This is a genomic window from Pseudoalteromonas sp. APC 3358, from assembly GCF_030408075.1.
Taxonomy (GTDB): Bacteria; Pseudomonadota; Gammaproteobacteria; order Enterobacterales; family Alteromonadaceae; genus Pseudoalteromonas; species Pseudoalteromonas arctica.
Genome location: NZ_JASDCE010000008.1, coordinates 97,999 through 116,357 on the forward strand (window position 1 = coordinate 97,999; position 18,359 = coordinate 116,357).

The following is an 18,359-nucleotide window of genomic DNA, read 5'->3' on the forward strand; positions in this document are numbered from 1 at the left end:
ATAATAATTTAAAGGGGCACTGTTTTACCGACAACAAAAGAAGGTAGGTTATGAGTAATCCAAATAACGTATCGCTGAATATTAACCACGAGCTTGAATTTATTGATGGTCAAGCGCTTAATATTCCAACCCTTAGTATTTTAACTGAGGACGGCGACATTCATCCTAGTGCAACCGCACCTGACATTTCAAAACATACCGCTATTAAGTTATATGAAACAATGCGTTTTATACGTTTGTTAGATGAACGTATGCAAGGCGCGCAGCGCCAAGGCCGTGTTAGTTTTTATATGCAATGCCTAGGTGAAGAAGCCGCAGTTACAGCCTCTGCTGCTGCACTTGATCAAGACGATATGATCATGGCTCAATATCGTGAACAGGCAGCCCTGCATTATCGTGGCTTTACGCTTGATCAATTTATGAACCAAATGTTTTCAAATGAATTGGATTTAGGCAAAGGCCGTCAAATGCCAATTCACTATGGTTCTAAAGCGCTAAACTACATGACGATTTCATCGCCATTGGGTACGCAAATACCACAAGCAACGGGTTATGCATATGGCCAAAAAATAAAGCACATCGACGCTAAAACAGGCGAGCTTGCCAGCACAATTGATAATGTGACTATTTGTTACTTTGGTGAAGGTGCTGCATCTGAAGGTGACTTTCATGCCGGTTTAAATATGGCCGCTGTTCACAGAGCGCCGGTTATATTTTTTGCACGTAATAACGGCTATGCAATATCAACCCCTGCTGATGAGCAATTTAAAGGCGATGGTATTGCGTCGCGTGGTGTGGGTTATGGCATTAAAACAATTCGTGTTGATGGCACAGATGCACTTGCTGTGTATGCGGCGACTAAAAAAGCACGCGAAATAGCCTCAACACAAGGTGAGCCTGTACTCATTGAATCGATTGCTTATCGTTTGGGTGCGCACTCTACGTCAGACGATCCAAGTGGTTATCGCTCTAAAGATGAAGAAGCGAATCATCAAACGTGTCCTATTGATAAATTTAGAAAATGGCTGGTCAAGAAAGACTGGTTAAACGAAGAAGACGATATAAAAGCAAAAGAGTCGATTCGTGAAGAAATTTTAGCCGCGCTTAAACGTGCTGAAGTTGTTGCAAAGCCCGCTTTAGAAGAACTGGTATCAGACGTTTACGATACACCAATTCCATTATTGCAACGCCAGTACGAGCAACTAAAAGAACATATAAAACAGCATCCAGATGCTTACCCAGTAACCGCAGGGAGAATTAAGTAATGGCTAAAATGAACATGCTCCACGCAATTAACTCTGCTCTCGATATTACGATGAATGAACACCCTCAAGCCTGTATTTTTGGTGAAGATGTTGGTTACTTTGGTGGTGTATTTAGAGCAACATCGGGCTTACAAGAAAAGTATGGTAAACATCGTGTTTTTAATACGCCTTTAACCGAGCAAGGTATTTTAGGTTTTGCTAATGGTTTAGCTGCTTTTGGTGCGCCTGCATTGGCAGAAATTCAATTTGCTGATTATATTTTCCCAGCGTTTGATCAAATAGTAAATGAAGCCGCTAAATTTCGTTATCGCAGTGGTAATGAATTTAATGTCGGTAACTTAACTATTCGTACACCTTATGGTGGCGGTATTGCTGGTGGTTTATACCATTCACAATCACCCGAAGCCTATTTTGCACACACACCGGGTTTGAAAGTAGTTGTACCGCGTAACCCTTATCAAGCTAAAGGTTTATTACGTGCATCAATTAAAGACGATAACCCGGTCATATTTTTTGAGCCTAAGCGTTTATATCGTGCATCAATTGGCGAAGTGCCAGAAGAAGATTATAGTATTGAATTAGGCACGGCTGAAGTAGTGCAAGAGGGGGCTGATATTACGCTTTTAGCGTGGGGTGCTCAAATGGAGATTATTGAAGATGCAGCAAAGCAAGCAAGTGAGCAAGGTATAAGCTGTGAAGTTATTGACCTTCGTAGTATTTTACCATGGGATGTTGAAACGATTGCTAAATCGGTTATTAAAACCGGCCGTTTAATCGTGAGTCATGAAGCGCCTATAACCAATGGCTTTGGTGCAGAGATAGCCGCGACAATACAACAAGAGTGTTTCTTGCATTTAGAGTCGCCAATTTTACGTGTATGTGGTCTAGATACGCCATACCCGCTGGCACTTGAAAAAGAATACGTACCAGATGCACTAAAAGTGTTGGCTGCAATTAAACAATCAATGGATTTTTAGGGGTTACCATGGCTAAAGATTTTATATTACCCGATATTGGTGAAGGCATTGTTGAATGCGAAGTAGTTGAATGGCTAGTACAAGAAGGCGATACCGTATCTGAGGATCAGCCAATTTGCGATGTTATGACAGACAAAGCATTAGTACAAATTCCGGCAGTGCATGATGGCGTTATTTCAAAGCTATATTATCTAAAAGGTGAGATTGCTAAAGTACATGCCCCTTTATTCGCTATGGATGTAGCAGGTGAAAGCATTAGCAATGAAGTAGTACAAGAGCCAGTACAAGCTGAAAATAAAACTAATGATGCAGCTGATGTGGTTGAGGACTTTATATTACCGGATATTGGTGAAGGTATTGTTGAGTGTGAGATTGTTGATTGGTTAGTTGCTGAAGGCGACGAAATAGAAGAAGACCAAGCGGTTTGTGACGTAATGACCGACAAAGCATTAGTACAAATTCCGGCAAAATATACAGGCACAGTAAAAAAACTATATTACCAAAAAGGCGAAATAGCAAAAGTACATAGCCCGTTGTTTCAAATGACAATTGCAGGCAGTGCAGCAAAACCAAGTGTTGATATAAACCAAGCGGTCGTAAAGGCTCAAACTAATGCCGTCGCTGAAAAAGTTGCCCCTGTTAAAACGCAGCAAGCTGCTAAAGTTATCAATCAAAAAGCGGTTGCATCACCTGCGGTTCGTCGTAAAGCACGTGAACTAGATGTTGATTTAACCTGTGTACCAGGTAGTGGTAAAAATGGACGTATTTACAAGCAAGATATTGAAGAGTTTGTAAAAGGCGAAGTGCCAAATACTATTGATACTTCACCGCTTAATAGCGATGCTTCTCAAAGTGCAGTACAAAACCAAACACAGAATCAAAGCGGTGGCGTACGAGTAGAGCAAATTAAAGGCATTAAAGCGGCCATGGCCAAGCAAATGGTAGCTTCGGTTTCAACTATTCCGCACTTTACGTTTAGTGATGAAATAGACTTAACACTGCTTATAGCTTTGCGTAGCGCTTTAAAAGAGCAGTACAAAGCACAGGGCGTTAAGCTCACCATGATGCCATTTTTTGTAAAAGCACTCTCGCTAGCAATGAAAGAGTACCCTGTACTTAATTCTAAAGTGAACGATGAATGCTCAGAGCTTACCTATTATAACGATCATAATATCGGTATAGCGGTTGATTCTAAAATTGGCTTGTTAGTGCCTAATATTAAATCGTGCCAGAGTAAAAGCATTATTGATGTGGCAAATGATTTAACCCGCTTAACTCATTCTGCGCGAGAAGGCCGTGTTGCACCCGATGATTTAAAAGGTGGGACAATTAGCATCTCTAACATTGGTGCTATTGGCGGCACTATTGCGACCCCTATAATTAATAAACCAGAAGTGGCTATTGTTGCGCTAGGTAAACTGCAGCATCTCCCGCGCTTTGATGAAAGTGGGCAGGTTGTGAGTAAAGCTATTATGCAAGTGAGCTGGTCTGGCGATCATCGTGTTATTGATGGGGGCACTATTGCTCGCTTTAATAACCTATGGAAATCGTACTTAGAAAACCCATCGGCAATGATGATGGCTATGAGTTAATAGCTAAATTGTTAATATGTAATAAAAACCAGCTTTTAGCTGGTTTTTTGTTTTAATGTCAGCTGTTTTTAATTAAGATACAAATGTTACTAAAAAGTAATAAGGTTAACCCCGTTAGGGAATATAAAAAATAACACTAAGGAAATTTCATGGAACATTATATGAACGCGTTGCGTAGCTACGCAGATTTTTCAGGCCGTAATCGTCGTAAAGCATTTTGGATGTTTATGCTAATTAATATTATTTTTTCGCTTTTAACAAGTGTTATAGATGGTATTACAGACACAATGTTCGTAAGCTCTATTTATAGCTTAGCGCTATTTATTCCTGGCTTAAGTATTGGCGCTCGTCGTCTACATGACACAGGCCGTTCAGGCTGGTGGCAGCTACTTTGGTTAGTGCCAGTAATCGGCTGGATTGTTTTAATTGTTTTTCTTGCGCAAGATTCGCACGAAGGCGAAAATGATTTTGGTCCAAATCCAAAAGAATTAGCAGTAGAACCAACTACTGTATAAGTAAGAATAACTTAACATGTTAAAAGCTCAGCAATTGCTGAGCTTTTTTGTTTTTTTATTTCTCATTCTTTTAAATTTCAGCAAAAAAATACAACCCATAACCAACTATTAATGCGGGAATAGACGTATAAAGTGTAGCTATAACTGCAGCTTTGGGCGCCATTGCTATTGCTGGAAATAACGCATCACCATCGTTAGAAATTGCGTTTCCTGCTAAAGCACTAAAGGGAATAATGCCTTGAATATAAAGTGTTGTAACAATTATTTGCGGGCCACAGCCGGGTAAAAATCCAATAAGCACTGCAATTAATGGGGCTAAATAGGCGTAATGTACAAACCACGTTTTTAAATCAAGTCCTGCAATGTTAACCAAAATCTCAAATAGCATAAAAGAGGCTACAACCCATGCCGTTACAAAATGGGTATCTTGTAATACTTTTATTATTTTAGAAGGGGGGTTACATGCATCGTCTTCTGACGTTACTTCTTGATAGCTTTCACCTCTTGACGAAAGCGCCCAAATACTAACAATAAATAAAGCCATTACCGCACCAAATAGCGTAATTACAGTGCTTGTGCTTGAACCAAACTGTGAAAAATCAACATTAAACGCAATCAAAAAGGCAATTATAAGGCTTGGGATAATTGCTACCATCCAAACCGGTCTACTGATTTTAATAATGTTAGTTGAGAGTATTTTAATTTGGTGCTTTTGTTCTTGCGCTGTTGGGCGTAAAAAGTCTTTTTTGTGTATTGTATTAACCAGTAAACCACTGAATGTACCCACAACTAACCCTATCCCCATAATTAACAAGCCTTCAGTAGGGCGGGTAGCAAGTAATAAAAATGCTGCATCTCCCATTGTAGCTGTTAGCACCGCAACAATAGCACCAAAGCTTGCTTGGCCTTTTGTAAATTGAGTAACCACAATAATAGCCCCACCACAGCCAGGTAATGCACCTAAAACCGCTGCAAAGCTAATTTCTAAAATAGGGGACTTGGCACTTAAATAACTAAGCTCTAATTGAGGTAAGTGTTCTATAGCGTAGTAATAAATTAAAAGGGTAGCAGCAACAAACACACTCACTTGAAAAAATGCATCACTTAGTGCGGTCATTGTTATTTCGCGTAATTGCGGTATTGCAAGGCAAGTTAAAATAAATAAAGGCAGCAGTAAGCGTTTATTTTGGCTCAAAAATCGTTTTGAGGCAGGAGTAATAAAACCAATGTGAGGGAGTGAAATCATACAATGCGACCTAATAAATTAACTAGGTCACACTGTATATTTTAATTAAATGATAATCAATATCATTTGCATCTATTTAAATCGATTACTCTGTTTGAGTTTTTCGATAGCCAAATCTAAGTTAGTTTAAATTTGAATTAAAGGCTGTGATTAAATTGGGCTACTTACGCTGAAATTCAGAGTTTGTATTCCACGTTGGCCACTGTTCTGTTTCAGAAATATCAAAACCTACTTTATAAAATAATTGTAAGTCTTGAACAGCACCCGATAAATCCCATTCATCACGGTAACGGTCACATGGTTGATGGTAACAACCGCGAAGTACTAAACTCATACGTTTACGGTAATTAGCCGTTTCTTCATCAGCAGCCACTGTGCCGCCACCTGCGTACATGGCCGGAATGCCCATGTTTGCAAATGCAAAGTGATCAGAGCGGTAATAGCCACCCGATGATGGTTTAGGATCACCTGATATTGTTCTGCCTTGCTCTTTAGCCGCAGTTTCTAAAAACTCATCCATTTGTGATTTACCAATACCAACCACATTCATGTCTTTTACTTTGCCTAATAAATTTAAGCTATCCATGTTTATGTTAGCGACTGTTTTATTAGCTGCAATCACTGGATTTGCTGCATAGTATTTAGACCCTAATAAGCCTTGCTCTTCAGCAGTTACCGCTAAAAATGTCATTGAACGGCTAGGGTGCTTAGGTAATTTTGTAAAGGCTTCGGCTACTTCAATTAGCCCAGCGGTACCCGTTGCATTGTCGTGAGCACCGTTATAAATTTGATCGCCTTTACGTGTTTTGTCTGTACCTAAGTGATCCCAATGAGCTGAGTAAATAACATGCTCATCTGGTTTTTCACTACCAGGTAAAGTGGCGATAAAGTTATACGACACCGATTTTTTAATCGTGTTTTTAATACTAACAGAAGCAGTTAAATCGCCCATATCAACATGGTAAGCACCTTTAGCAGCATTCGTTTTAACGGTATCAAAATCTAAACCTGCTTTAGTAAAAAGCTCTTTTGCTACGTCAGTTGTAACCCAGCCTTCAACGGCTACGCGGTCCATATTGTTGTTTTCTTTTTGAAAACCAAACTGCTCGCCGCTCCACGAGTTTTCAACAACCGACCACGGGTAGGATGCAGGTGCTGTTTCATGAATAATAATTGCACCTGCGGCACCACGGCGACTCGCTTCTTCGTATTTGTATGTCCAACGCCCATAATAGGTCATTGCGTCGCCAGTAAATAAAGCAGGGTCTTTTGTTGCAAAACCCGGATCGTTAACCAGCATTACAACCGTTTTGCCCTTAACGTCTAAGCCTTCGTAATCATTCCAATTGTATTCAGGTGCATTAACGCCGTAGCCCACAAATACAAGTTCAGAATTTTCTATGGTTTCTTGTGCGCTTATGCGGCTGCTACCCATAACCATGTCTTTTTTGTATTGGTAGTCTTTACCGCCAATGCTAAGCACCATGTTCGAATCTGCTTCTAAAGAAACTAATGGCACTTCTTGTAAGTAACTGTCGCCATTACCTGGTTTTAAACCTAAAGCTTTAAACTGCGCAGTTAAATAATTAAGCGTTAGCTTTTCGCCTGGTGATGAAGGAGCACGACCACCAAATTCGTCCGATGCAAGTACTTTTACATGTTTAGCCAGTTCATCAGCTTGGATACTGTTATAACCATTTGTTACATCAGTAGGTGTAATACTTGTTGTTGCGCAACCTGCTAAAACAGCGGTAGCGAGGAGTGTGAGAGAGAAATAATGTTTCATGTCAGCTCTTTTTTTGTTTTAAGTTGTGATTAGTATATTAACTTCTATTAAGTAGAACCAGTTTTTGCGGTAAACTTCTCGTAAATTATAGGCATAAATTGTTAAAGGTTTAAATGAAGCGTTTTACTCCCCCCGAGCAGTGGCAAATCAGTAGTCTAGAAACAGGTGCATTTGCGCATTTACGTGAGCTGTTTAAAGTTAACGAATTAACAGATTGGCCGGCGCCGCAGTGGTTTTCTCCATTTTTAACCGCTATTAATGCGAATAATATTCCTATTACTTTTGAAGATGATGCAAAGGTAGATTTTGGCGATCGTTATTACGAACAAGTTATTTTTGAAACGGGTATTGTACCTACACGCAGTGAGAACTGGCATGACTTATTTGGTGGCTTTATTTGGTGTTTATTTCCTAAAACCAAAGCACTTATTAACCAGCGTCATGTGCAAGATATAGCTGAGCATGGTTTGCAAAAGCGTACTAAGCATCGTAATGCACTAACGCTCTTTGATGAATGTGGTGTTGTATTAGCTATAAGTGAGAGTAAATGGCAGCAGTGGCTTTGCGATCATCAATGGAAAACAGCATTTGTTGAACACAAACATGAGTGGGGTAAAACAATAAAACCTTTTATGTTTGGTCATGCAAATTACGAAATGCTTACTAAACCTTATATAGGCTTAACAGGTAAAGCGTTATTTGTTTGTGTACCGGATGAAATATTTTGTAAAGATTTAGTAACTCAATACCAGTACCTTGACCAAGCCCTTTATGAGATGATTAATACAGATAACTGCTTAGCTGATAACAAACAGCTTTCACCACTGCCTTTATTAGGTGTGCCTGGCTGGCATGGCGAAAACAAAGACGACTCTTTTTACAACAATACAGATTATTTTAGAGCGAAACGAAGGATACGAACATGATAGAAGTTGCTGGGCTTAAAAAGAAATTTAAGCTAACTAAAGATCACAAAAAAAATAAAATAGACGACATCGACCCTCGTGAAGATAAAGATTACTTTCACTCAGTACGAGATGTGAGTTTTAGCTGTGCTAAGGGTGAAGTACTTGGGTTGCTAGGCCCAAATGGTGCGGGTAAAACAACTACACTTAGAATGATTTCAACCGCGTTAAAGCCCGATGAAGGCTCAATAACAATTGCCGGAAACGACATTGTAAAAAAACCGCTACTGGGACGTAAGTCTATCGGTTTTTTATCGGGCTCTACCGGTTTGTATGGCCGCTTAACTGTAAAAGAAAACATAGAGTATTTTGCAAAGCTCCACGGTATGAGCAAAAGCGATATTGCATCGCGTTGTGATGAGCTATTTACATTGCTTGATATGCATAAGTTTGTAGATAAACGCGCAGAAAACCTATCAACAGGTATGAAGCAAAAAGCAAATATAGCGCGTGCTGTTGTGCATCGCCCAGCAGTTGTTGTGCTTGATGAGCCAACAACGGGTCTCGATATAATGACCACGCAAACCGTTATTCAATTTATTAAGGGCTTAAAGGCGCAAGGTACACCTGTTATTTTTTCGACCCATCATTTAGATGAAGTTGCACTTTTATGTGACCGAGTCGCTGTAATTAACGAAGGTATTAGCTGCTTTGATGGAACAGTAGATGAATTTAAACAAGCAGGTAATAGTGATGAGCTTAATCAAGCGTTTATGAACATATTAACGGAGAAACATGATGTTTGAAGTATATAAAAAGGAATTAAAAGAGCTCCTTCGCGACAAAAAAACCCTTATGTTTGTTGTGTTGCTGCCAGTACTTATTTTCCCAATAATATTTGCTATTGTTGCTTTTATTGGCACCCAAGCTGCACTTGACGCCGATCAAAAAGTAAATACATACGTAATTATTAACGGCGAATATGCACAAGAATTTACTGACAAAGTGTTTTACCATAAAAGCTTTGAACTTTATAATGGCAGTAAAACCTTTAATACAATAGAAGATCTCAGAGCAGGTGTTACCGCAGGCGACATAGATATGGGGATTTACTTGCCAAGTAATGCCGTAAAAACTCTCGACAGTGGTGAGCAAAGCAAATGGCAAGTTGTATTTAACGATGCTAAATCAATAAACTATTTATTCGATCGGGTTAAAGAACTTGCTCAGGAATACAGTGACGTACTGCAAGCTGATAAGTTAAAAAGCTTTGGGATAGAAGAGTCTGCGCATAAAGCTATTCTTGACCCTATTGAAGTTGTTAAAGTAGATACAGCCGATAAACGTGAAAATTTAGGTGAAAAAATAGGCGCCTATTTACCTTATTTACTTATCCCATTGGTTTTAATGGGGGCTACTTACCCAGCGATAGATTTAGGTGCCGGCGAAAAAGAGCGCGGCACGTTAGAAACACTCCTACTTACACCTATTACACGTACAGAACTGGTGCTCGGTAAATTTATAACATTACTTACTACCTCTATTGCATCAACCACTATTACGATTGTGAGTATGGGGTGTTGGGTTGCAGTTGCATTAGCATTTGCTGACTTAGATTTCATTAAAACGGCCTTCGGTACGCTAGCAGTTAGTGATTTACTGATGATTTTTTTACTTTTACTTCCGCTGGCTGCCATATTCTCTTCTTTAGCGTTAGCTATCTCAATTTATGCGCGTACATTTAAAGAGGCACAAAATTATATGCAGCCTTTAAGTATGGTCGTATTTTTCCCTATCATTATTTCAATAATGCCAAATATGGAATTGACTGCTAAAACCGCGTTTATCCCGGTAACAAACGTTGCATTAGCCATTAAAGACATAATTAAAGGCACAGTTGATTATACCTTTGTAGGGCTAATATTTTTAGCAACCGTACTTATTGCAGGTGCGTTACTAGCATTTTGTGTTAAATGGTTTAACCGAGAAGATGTATTATTTAGATAATTATATAGATTTAGCATTCTGAAAAAATATAAAAGGTAGCATTGGCTACCTTTTATATTTTAAAGGGATGATTGGTTGAAACAACTATTTTATAGTCTGTGTAAGTCGATATGGTTACTCTCATTCATTTATAATTCATATAGAGAGAGTGCTCTAAATAAAACTAATGATTTAGTCTTTTTATTATAAAAATTATAACGATAACCGATTAGTTAGATGGTCCAATTCTTTCGTTAATGCTCTATACTAATAACAATAAAAATTTATGGTGAAGGTAAATGTTGAAAAAGAATAATTTTTTGAATGTGACAAAAAATAATAGACTAATGCTCGTTGCAACAATAATATTTGTTCTTATAGCTTTACCATCTCTGTATTTGTTTGACCAAAAAGTAAGAAGTGATGTTTATAATTCAGCCCAAATAGAATTAAAACGTGAGCTTGAAACAAAAAGCCTTTCACTAAAAAACCATCTTAAAGATAGTGTTACCGCTATTCGCTTTTTAGACGCAACGCCCCCGATTAAAGGCATTACTCGCGCCACTGAAAACAAGAAAATAGATCCCTTGTTAGGCACGCACATTGACGTTTGGGAAGAGCGCTTAGCGAGTATTTTTAGTGGTTTTATGCGCACAGACGACAGCATACTTCAGGCTCGCTATATTATTCTCGCAGATGGTGGGCAAGAAGTTGTCAGGGTTGATAGAAACCAACTTGGAGAAATTAATCGACTGCAAGGTCTGCAATTACAAAAGAAAGGCCAACGCGATTACATGATAAAAGCGAGTATGCTCGATAATAAAAGTGTTTATATTTCTCCAATTAACTACAACCGTGAAAATGGGCAGATACAAGAACCTTATATAAGTACTTTTCGTGTAGCTAAGCCTGTTTTTGATGAAAAAAATAAAATTTTTGCAATATTAGTCACTAACTACTTTGCTGATAAATTAATAAAAAGTTTAACGGTTGAATCTCCACAAGGAACACAAATTTACCTAATGAATAATGAAGGTGAATTTTTATATCATCCAAACTCTCAATTACGCTTCGGTTTTGAATTTAATAAAGCAAAAACATGGACTGAAGAATTTTCCACTGCAAGCACAATGGCAGAGCAAGGCACTTTACCGCTAAGTAATTACCCAATTGCTTACACGTTAAAAAAGCGTATTTCGCTTGATGGTGATATTGCGATGTTACCTTTAGAGCTTGGTGTAAGTGTTGATACTAAAACGTTGTTTGCAAAGGTGAACGAAAGGCGTCAAAACTTTATTGCAATGCTAGTGGTATTCTTTAGCGTATTTTTAGTTATTGCCTTTTTATACCAACGTTTTATAAACCGTAAGTTGTTAATTAATTCTCTAAAAGAGCAAAACAATAAAGTAATAGAAAATTCTTTGGATGCTATTTTTACAATTGAGCAAAACGGCGAAATTGTTCACTTTAATAATACAGCTAAAGAGGTTTTCGGTAATTCAATCTCAGGCACTAGCCCTGATTTTGTTTCTTTATTTAACTTAAATGAAGCCGATAATAACTGTATAGAAGAGACTATTTCAAACGGATCAAAAATGCCGTTTGAAGCTATCTACACAGATGGTTATGGCAACAAACAATACTTTTCAATTACACTCAGTAGTATTTTTGATGTCTACAATAACCGTTATCAGGTAGCGGCTATTTTAAGAAATATTAGCTCATTAAAAAATACTCAATCAGAGCTTGAAGGCTTAAACAGTACTTTAGAGCTAAAAGTCTCACAAAGGACTGTTGAGCTAGAGCGAGCAATTGATCAAGCATTAGCAGCGAGCCAAGCAAAAAGTGACTTTGTAGCAAATATATCTCACGAAATACGCACACCGATGAATGGCGTTTTGGGTATGCTTGAAATGCTCAAAGAAGATGGCTTAAGTGAACAACAATACCATTACTTAAAATTAGCTAATAGTAGTGCTAACTCTCTGATGAATTTGATTAACGATATTCTCGATTTTTCTAAAATTGAAGCGGGTAAGCTTGATATTGATAATCATACATTTGATGTTGTTACAGTATGTAGCGATATGATTAGTTCTTTAGCGTTACAGGGCCAGCGCAAAGGTCTTGAAGTATTCTTAGATACAAAAGATGTAGTAGATAGAATGGTTATTGGCGACAGCCATCGACTAAAACAAATTTTAATTAACTTAGTTAATAATGCATTTAAATTTACCCACCGAGGCGAAGTAAGTTTAACTGTCGGCTCTAAGTACATTACCGACTCAAAGTTATTAATGAGCTTTACAATAAAAGATACCGGAATTGGTATAGCGCCAGAGAACATAGACAAACTATTTGAAGTGTTTACACAAGAAGATTCAAGTACAACCCGCCATTTTGGTGGTACAGGCTTAGGCTTATCTATATGTAAAAAACTTGCTCAGTTAATGGGTGGTAATATTACGGTTATAAGTGAAAAGGGTGCTGGTAGTACCTTTACCGCAACAGTTGAGCTACATGTAGCACAAGAGAAAAAACTAAACACAGGTATTGAGCTTGCTACAAGTATTAACGTAGCGGCATTAATAGCGCGCGATAACGTTTATAAAAACGTGTGCGATTTATTGCTACTAACCTGTAAAGTAAATGCAGAAAACATTGTAAGACTCGACTACTTTAGTGAGCATAAAGAGTTTGAAGCTGACTTATTATTGATTGACGATGAGCATCCTCAAATTGATGCGTTAATTGATTACTGTAAGCAGTTTAATAAAAAGTACGTCTTAATTTTACGCGACATGGTGACCGATAAACCGACTAAAATGATATTACCTGAGGGTAGCCACATTCTAAATAAACCGCTTACCCAAGATCAATTTAGCTATAAGTTAGCCAGCTTATTTGGTGCCAGTAATGATTGCATTATAGCGCCACCAAAAGGCTTAACAGAAGAACAAGTAGAGCCTGATCTATCTGCTTATCATATATTATTAGTAGACGATAATATGATAAACATTGAAGTTGCTAAGGCGATTTTAAAGCGCACAAAAGTAAAAATCACCTGTGCATCAGACGGTGTAGAAGCATTAGAAGCATTAAGAGAAAACACAGAGCAAGCTTTTGATGTTATTTTAATGGATTGCCAAATGCCTAACTTAAATGGCTACGATACAACAAGTGAAATCAGAAATAGTAAGGCCGGGGTAGACTACACTTACATACCTATTATTGCTATGACAGCAAGCGCAATGGAAGGTGATAGAGAACGTTGTTTAACTGCAGGCATGAACGACTATATTACTAAACCAATCAAGCCAAGAACGCTAAAAGATAAGTTAATCACCTGGCTAAGTTAATAGTTATTAATTGAGAATCAGCTGCTTATGCAGCTGATTTTTTTGGTTTAGCATCCGTTGATATATTTAACTTTGTTATGTCGGCGCTATCGAGTACGGTTTGTGTGTCTGACCAATGTAGTAATTCAATTTTTCCATCTTGCTGCTCTACCAGCGCCGTACAACTCTCAATCCAGTCTCCATCGTTACAATACATAATTCCGTTATCTACTTTTATTTTGGGATGATGAATGTGTCCACAAATAATACCGTCTACGTTTTGTTTTTTAGCTTCATGAATTGCGGCATCTTCGAAGGCTTTAATCGCTTCACGTGCTTTGTGTACGCGAGCTTTTATCCATGATGCAAGCGAGTAGTAATTACCACCAAATAGCTTTCGAATACGATTGGTCCAGCGGTTTAAAAATAATAAAAAGTCGTACCCTGCATCCCCTGCGATACTAATAAGTTTGTTATAGCGTGTCGCGGAATCAAAATCATCACCGTGTACGAGTAAAAAACGTTTATTAGCTTTAGTGGTGTGAATAAACTGCTGGTGGATTTCAATACCAAATAATGTTTGATTTATATAGTTTCTAAACGTTTCGTCATGATTACCGGGAATATAAATGACGCGTGTACCGCTAGCTGCTTTTTTTTGTATAGAGTTTAATACTTGATAATGCGAAGGGTGCCAATAAAACTGACGTTTCATTGACCATAAATCAATAATATCACCCACTAAATAAAGTGTGTCGGATTCTACCGAGTTTAAAAAATCGAGTAAGTAATCTACTTTACAGTCTTTGTAACCTAAATGAACATCAGATATCCAAATAGCAGGGTAGTGTTGCTTCTTAGTGTTTGCGCCATTACTCATTTTCATTCCCTAAAGTATCGAGTGTAATAGTTAAATAACCTGAACTCTGGTTAAGAGATTTACTAAGGTATTGAATCATGGTGATATTTAAATTTATTTTCTCTAGCCAGAGATTTTCAGTAAATTCAACGCAGTTAGCGCTGAAAATAGCTGCTCGAGATAGATTTATTATCCAGAGTTCAGGTTAAATACTTTAGGGAATAAAAATGACAATTATACGACAGTAATACTAAAGCTAAATAACACACATAAAATTTAGGTATAAAAAAACCGCTTTTAAAAAGCGGTTTTAAAATTACTTATAAGTATTTTTAGCTTAACCTTTAACGGCTGCTTTAATTGCATCAATTGCTGTATCGATATCAATCATTAGCTTTTCACCTGTACGGCGATCTTTAAGCTCAACTTTGTTTTCGTCAAGGTTACGCTCACCAATTACTAGCGTAAATGGCACACCAATGAGTTCCATATCGTTAAACATAACACCAGGACGCTCTTTACGGTCATCAAATAACACATCAAGACCTGCATCTTTTAAACCTTGGTAAAGGTTATTTGCAATATCAGGAATACGATGCGATTTGTGCATGTTCATTGGAACAATTGCTAAATCGAATGGCGCGATTGATTTTGGCCAAATGATCCCGTATTGATCGTTGTTCTGCTCAATAGCAGCGGCAACAATACGTGAAACACCAATACCGTAACAACCCATAGTCATGGTTTGGTTTTTACCACCTTCGTTTAATACACCTGCTTTCATCGCTTCTGAGTATTTAGTGCCAAGTTGGAAAATATGACCTACTTCAATACCACGTTTAATTTGTAAAACGCCTTGGCCACATGGGCTCATATCGCCTTCAATAATATTACGAATATCAGCAACTTCGTAATCAGTTACGTCACGATCCCAGTTAATACCGCTGTAATGCTCGTCGTCTTTATTTGCACCGGCAACAAAATCAGCAAGTATGTTAGCTGCTCTATCAACAATAATAGGCATTGATAAGCCGACAGGGCCTAATGAGCCAGGTTTTGCGCCAATAGCAGCAACAATATCTGCCTCTGTTGCCATTTCAAGCGGAGAGTCTACTAATGGGTGCTTTTCAGCTTTTAGTTCATTCAATTCGTGATCGCCACGCAGTACTAAGGCTACTAAACCGCGTACTTCGTTTTCATCAGGCGTACCATAAACAATTAACGTTTTAACACCGCGATGTGGCTTAACACCGTAGTGTTTTTTAAGCTCGTTAATCGTTTTAGCATCAGGCGTTGGAAACGCTTTAAGCTCTTTTGATGCTTCAGGGCGAGGCTCGCTTGGTGCCAGTGCTTCTGCTTTTTCAATATTAGCGGCGTAATCACTGCCGTCACTAAATGCAATTGCATCTTCGCCCGACTCAGCAAGTACATGAAACTCGTGCGATACGCTACCACCAATAGAGCCTGTATCGGCTATAACAGGGCGGTAATCAAGGCCTAAACGCTCAAAAATATTACAATATGCTTTGTGCATCGCTTGATAAGTCGCATCTAAACACTCTTCACTTAAGTGAAAAGAGTAGGCATCTTTCATTGTAAATTCACGAGCACGCATTACACCAAAACGAGGACGACGTTCGTCGCGTACTTTAGTTTGTACTTGGTATAAAGTAACTGGTAATTGCTTGTAGCTGCTTATTTCTTTACGTACGAAATCAGTTATTACTTCTTCGTGTGTTGGACCAAGTGCAAACGTACGGTTATGACGGTCTGTAAAGCGCATAAGCTCAGGACCAAATTCATTCCAACGGCCAGACTCTTCCCACAAATCAGCCGGTTGAATAACAGGCATTAGCATTTCAATTGCACCCGCTTTGTCCATCTCTTCACGTACAATATTTTCTACTTTACGTAGCACGCGTAAACCAGAGGGTAACCAAGTGTATAAACCCGAAGCGACGCGGCGGATCATACCGGCTCTAAGCATTAACTGATGCGATACGATTTCAGCATCTGATGGCGTTTCTTTAAGTGTTGCGAGTATATATTGGCTTGTACGCATGTTTTTTCCGAAATAGAGTAATTATATTCTTTTAATAGAGCTTAAGTTTACCAGCGGATGCTTTTACACTAAAGCGCTAACTGAGTTATTTAGTTTTTTTCTATACTTGTTACTACGTTATGTTCGCCATTGACTTGCCAGCGAATATTATAATTATACAAAGTCATGCCATAGCTCTGCTCGCCGTCTTTTTGTTTTTTATATGCAGGGCGGGGATCTTGTTTTAAAACATTGGCAATAAAATCATGTAAATCTGGGTATTGTGTTTGCGCATTAACAAACTCAATTGCTTGAGGGCTAAATTCAACCGTCATTTGTGTTTCTGGGCGCGTGTCAGCAAAGCCAGCACTTGCATCCGGCATAGAGTCTGAGTACGGCAAATACGGTTTTATGTCAATAATCGGTGTGCCATCAAGTAAATCAATACCAGCGAGTAATAAGCTAAGTTGTCCGTTTTTATATTCAATACCTTCAAGTTTTACGGCGCTCATTCCAATTGCGTTTGGTCTGAATGTAGCGCGGGTCGCAAATACACCTTTTCGCTCATTGCCACCCAAACGAGGCGGGCGCACCATAGCAGAATAACCTTTATCAGCCGTTTCATGAAAACGAAATAACAACCATATATGAGTAAATTCATCTAAACCACGTACAAACTCTTCGCGATTAAAATCGGGGGCAAATATAAGCTTTGCTTTAGCTTGTGGCACTAAACGAGGTTGCCTAGGTATAGCAAACTTTTGTTTATAAGGAGATTGAATGTGGCCAATAGCCGAAATGGTATAATCGCTCATAGTACTCGGGTACAAATAAAATAGAGCGCTATTCTACCCGCATTTAGCGTTTATGGCATTAATGTAAGCAAGTTTATTGCGTATACCAATTTTATTAAAAATATGATTATTCTACTGCATTAAATAGCGCACTTACTTTGTTAGGAATTATTCATAGTTGACTGCATGGATGCAGGAGGTAGAGCAATGCAGGGAGCAATTTATTATAACAACTATATATTATAATTTTGCCTTGTTATTGCGCTATTTTCTTAGTGCTACAATAGAACAATTATTTAATGCACTTGGCATTATAGACCAAACGGTTTAAAGTTTTTATTAGACTGATTGGTTTATATTAATATATTTAAAAAGAGCCTAAAACAAAAAAGGTAAGCCCTTGGGCTTACCTTTTATACATGCTAAAGACTAATTAAAACATGTATTGAACTGATACAGACGCTACATCCATATCTGGGTCAATATCGTCATCAAGTTTATAGCGTTCGTACTCTAAACGAAACTGTACATTTGTTGTAAGCGCGTATTCAATACCAGCGCCGTAAAATGCATCACCACCATCTGTAGACGCTGATACGCCACCTACTGGTAAATCTTGTGTGTAATCTGCATCCCATTCAAGCCAACCGCCTTTTGCATACACAGAAAAGCTTTCTGTTATAGGGTAGCCCAAACGTGCGGCAAGCGATACGCCATCAATTTCAGCTTTGCTGTCTATATCACTTACTTCATCAAAGTTTTGATAAGCAAGCTCTAAGCTTAAGTACTCGTTAAATTGTGCACCAACGTAACCCTTAAGCATTTGTGCATCGTCGTCAAAGTCAGTGTCGTTGTCACTGTCTTCAAATTCAAAAGAATATTGACCGTAACCGATACCAGTATAAATACGTGGAGAATCGAAATCAGAAATGTCAGCGTGTGCTGCAGAGTTAAAACCCAGTGTTGCTAGTGCAATAGCTGAAAGAGAAAGTGTTTTAATCATTGAATAGCTCCTTTACAAAAAATAATCAAATGCTTGATTTCATTAATCAAAC

At 38.3% G+C, this 18,359-nt stretch carries 14 protein-coding genes; 8 read left to right on the plus strand and 6 right to left on the minus strand.

Going from position 1 to position 18,359, the window contains the following annotated elements; genetic code table 11:
* Positions 1-50 precede the first annotated feature (50 nt).
* The 4 genes from QL995_RS13480 to QL995_RS13495 all read left to right on the plus strand — a co-directional run bounded on the left by QL995_RS13480 (position 51) and on the right by QL995_RS13495 (position 4,349).
* Entirely contained in the window at positions 51-1,265 is a 1,215-nt protein-coding gene (locus QL995_RS13480) for a thiamine pyrophosphate-dependent dehydrogenase E1 component subunit alpha (protein WP_290294371.1), read from the plus strand.
* The gene (locus tag QL995_RS13485; protein WP_008171214.1) at positions 1,265-2,242 is read left to right on the plus strand and encodes a transketolase C-terminal domain-containing protein; all 978 of its coding nucleotides are present in this window, start codon (positions 1,265-1,267) and stop codon (positions 2,240-2,242) included. Before QL995_RS13480 ends, QL995_RS13485 begins: the two co-directional genes overlap by 1 nt.
* An 8-nt stretch (positions 2,243-2,250) precedes the next feature.
* Complete coding sequence (locus QL995_RS13490) at positions 2,251-3,834, plus strand: dihydrolipoyllysine-residue acetyltransferase (RefSeq protein WP_290294372.1); 1,584 nt, start codon at positions 2,251-2,253, stop codon at positions 3,832-3,834.
* A 149-nt stretch (positions 3,835-3,983) separates the two neighbouring features.
* On the plus strand, positions 3,984-4,349 hold the full coding sequence (locus QL995_RS13495; protein ID WP_290294373.1) for a DUF805 domain-containing protein: 366 nt from the start codon (positions 3,984-3,986) through the stop codon (positions 4,347-4,349).
* Positions 4,350-4,419: 70 nt separating this feature from the next.
* Here the strand turns inward: QL995_RS13495 and QL995_RS13500 are convergent, their stop codons facing one another.
* Both QL995_RS13500 and QL995_RS13505 read right to left on the minus strand, forming a co-directional pair.
* Complete coding sequence (locus tag QL995_RS13500) at positions 4,420-5,595, minus strand: putative manganese transporter (RefSeq protein ID WP_007586835.1); 1,176 nt, start codon at positions 5,593-5,595, stop codon at positions 4,420-4,422.
* Between the two features lie 160 nt (positions 5,596-5,755).
* Positions 5,756-7,381 (minus strand): M28 family metallopeptidase, encoded by a 1,626-nt coding sequence (locus QL995_RS13505; protein WP_290294374.1) that lies wholly within the window; start codon positions 7,379-7,381, stop codon positions 5,756-5,758.
* A gap of 113 nt (positions 7,382-7,494) precedes the next feature.
* Between QL995_RS13505 and QL995_RS13510 the strand changes: the two genes are divergently transcribed.
* From QL995_RS13510 to QL995_RS13525, 4 genes are all read left to right on the plus strand, one after another.
* Positions 7,495-8,307, plus strand: coding sequence for a DUF3025 domain-containing protein (locus QL995_RS13510; RefSeq protein ID WP_290294375.1), 813 nt, complete (start codon positions 7,495-7,497; stop codon positions 8,305-8,307).
* Positions 8,304-9,092, plus strand: a complete 789-nt coding sequence (locus QL995_RS13515; RefSeq protein ID WP_007586825.1) for an ATP-binding cassette domain-containing protein — start codon at positions 8,304-8,306, stop codon at positions 9,090-9,092. The genes QL995_RS13510 and QL995_RS13515 overlap by 4 nt, the downstream gene beginning before the upstream one ends.
* Positions 9,085-10,293, plus strand: coding sequence for an ABC transporter permease (locus tag QL995_RS13520; RefSeq protein WP_165721959.1), 1,209 nt, complete (start codon positions 9,085-9,087; stop codon positions 10,291-10,293). The genes QL995_RS13515 and QL995_RS13520 overlap by 8 nt, the downstream gene beginning before the upstream one ends.
* A gap of 278 nt (positions 10,294-10,571) precedes the next feature.
* A complete protein-coding gene (locus QL995_RS13525; protein WP_169043701.1) occupies positions 10,572-13,631 on the plus strand; it encodes an ATP-binding protein in 3,060 nt (1,019 codons plus the stop codon).
* Positions 13,632-13,656: 25 nt separating this feature from the next.
* Here the strand turns inward: QL995_RS13525 and QL995_RS13530 are convergent, their stop codons facing one another.
* From QL995_RS13530 to QL995_RS13545, 4 genes are all read right to left on the minus strand, one after another.
* Complete coding sequence (locus QL995_RS13530) at positions 13,657-14,490, minus strand: UDP-2,3-diacylglucosamine diphosphatase (protein ID WP_290294376.1); 834 nt, start codon at positions 14,488-14,490, stop codon at positions 13,657-13,659.
* Between the two features lie 316 nt (positions 14,491-14,806).
* Complete coding sequence (locus tag QL995_RS13535) at positions 14,807-16,531, minus strand: proline--tRNA ligase (protein WP_290294377.1); 1,725 nt, start codon at positions 16,529-16,531, stop codon at positions 14,807-14,809.
* Positions 16,532-16,620: 89 nt separating this feature from the next.
* Entirely contained in the window at positions 16,621-17,325 is a 705-nt protein-coding gene (gene tsaA / locus QL995_RS13540; RefSeq protein WP_007586811.1) for a tRNA (N6-threonylcarbamoyladenosine(37)-N6)-methyltransferase TrmO, read from the minus strand.
* Positions 17,326-17,737: 412 nt separating this feature from the next.
* On the minus strand, positions 17,738-18,307 hold the full coding sequence (locus QL995_RS13545; RefSeq protein WP_007586810.1) for an outer membrane beta-barrel protein: 570 nt from the start codon (positions 18,305-18,307) through the stop codon (positions 17,738-17,740).
* Positions 18,308-18,359 lie beyond the last annotated feature (52 nt).

Coding starts and splice junctions, on each gene's coding strand:
- QL995_RS13510 (WP_290294375.1), top strand. CDS start 7,495: ATGAAGCGTTTTACTCCCCCCGAGCAGTGGCAAATCAGTAGTCTAGAA.
- tsaA (WP_007586811.1), bottom strand. CDS start 17,325: ATGAGCGATTATACCATTTCGGCTATTGGCCACATTCAATCTCCTTAT.
- QL995_RS13500 (WP_007586835.1), bottom strand. CDS start 5,595: ATGATTTCACTCCCTCACATTGGTTTTATTACTCCTGCCTCAAAACGA.
- QL995_RS13520 (WP_165721959.1), top strand. CDS start 9,085: ATGTTTGAAGTATATAAAAAGGAATTAAAAGAGCTCCTTCGCGACAAA.
- QL995_RS13530 (WP_290294376.1), bottom strand. CDS start 14,490: ATGAGTAATGGCGCAAACACTAAGAAGCAACACTACCCTGCTATTTGG.
- QL995_RS13545 (WP_007586810.1), bottom strand. CDS start 18,307: ATGATTAAAACACTTTCTCTTTCAGCTATTGCACTAGCAACACTGGGT.
- QL995_RS13515 (WP_007586825.1), top strand. CDS start 8,304: ATGATAGAAGTTGCTGGGCTTAAAAAGAAATTTAAGCTAACTAAAGAT.
- QL995_RS13480 (WP_290294371.1), top strand. CDS start 51: ATGAGTAATCCAAATAACGTATCGCTGAATATTAACCACGAGCTTGAA.
- QL995_RS13525 (WP_169043701.1), top strand. CDS start 10,572: ATGTTGAAAAAGAATAATTTTTTGAATGTGACAAAAAATAATAGACTA.
- QL995_RS13495 (WP_290294373.1), top strand. CDS start 3,984: ATGGAACATTATATGAACGCGTTGCGTAGCTACGCAGATTTTTCAGGC.
- QL995_RS13490 (WP_290294372.1), top strand. CDS start 2,251: ATGGCTAAAGATTTTATATTACCCGATATTGGTGAAGGCATTGTTGAA.
- QL995_RS13485 (WP_008171214.1), top strand. CDS start 1,265: ATGGCTAAAATGAACATGCTCCACGCAATTAACTCTGCTCTCGATATT.
- QL995_RS13505 (WP_290294374.1), bottom strand. CDS start 7,381: ATGAAACATTATTTCTCTCTCACACTCCTCGCTACCGCTGTTTTAGCA.
- QL995_RS13535 (WP_290294377.1), bottom strand. CDS start 16,531: ATGCGTACAAGCCAATATATACTCGCAACACTTAAAGAAACGCCATCA.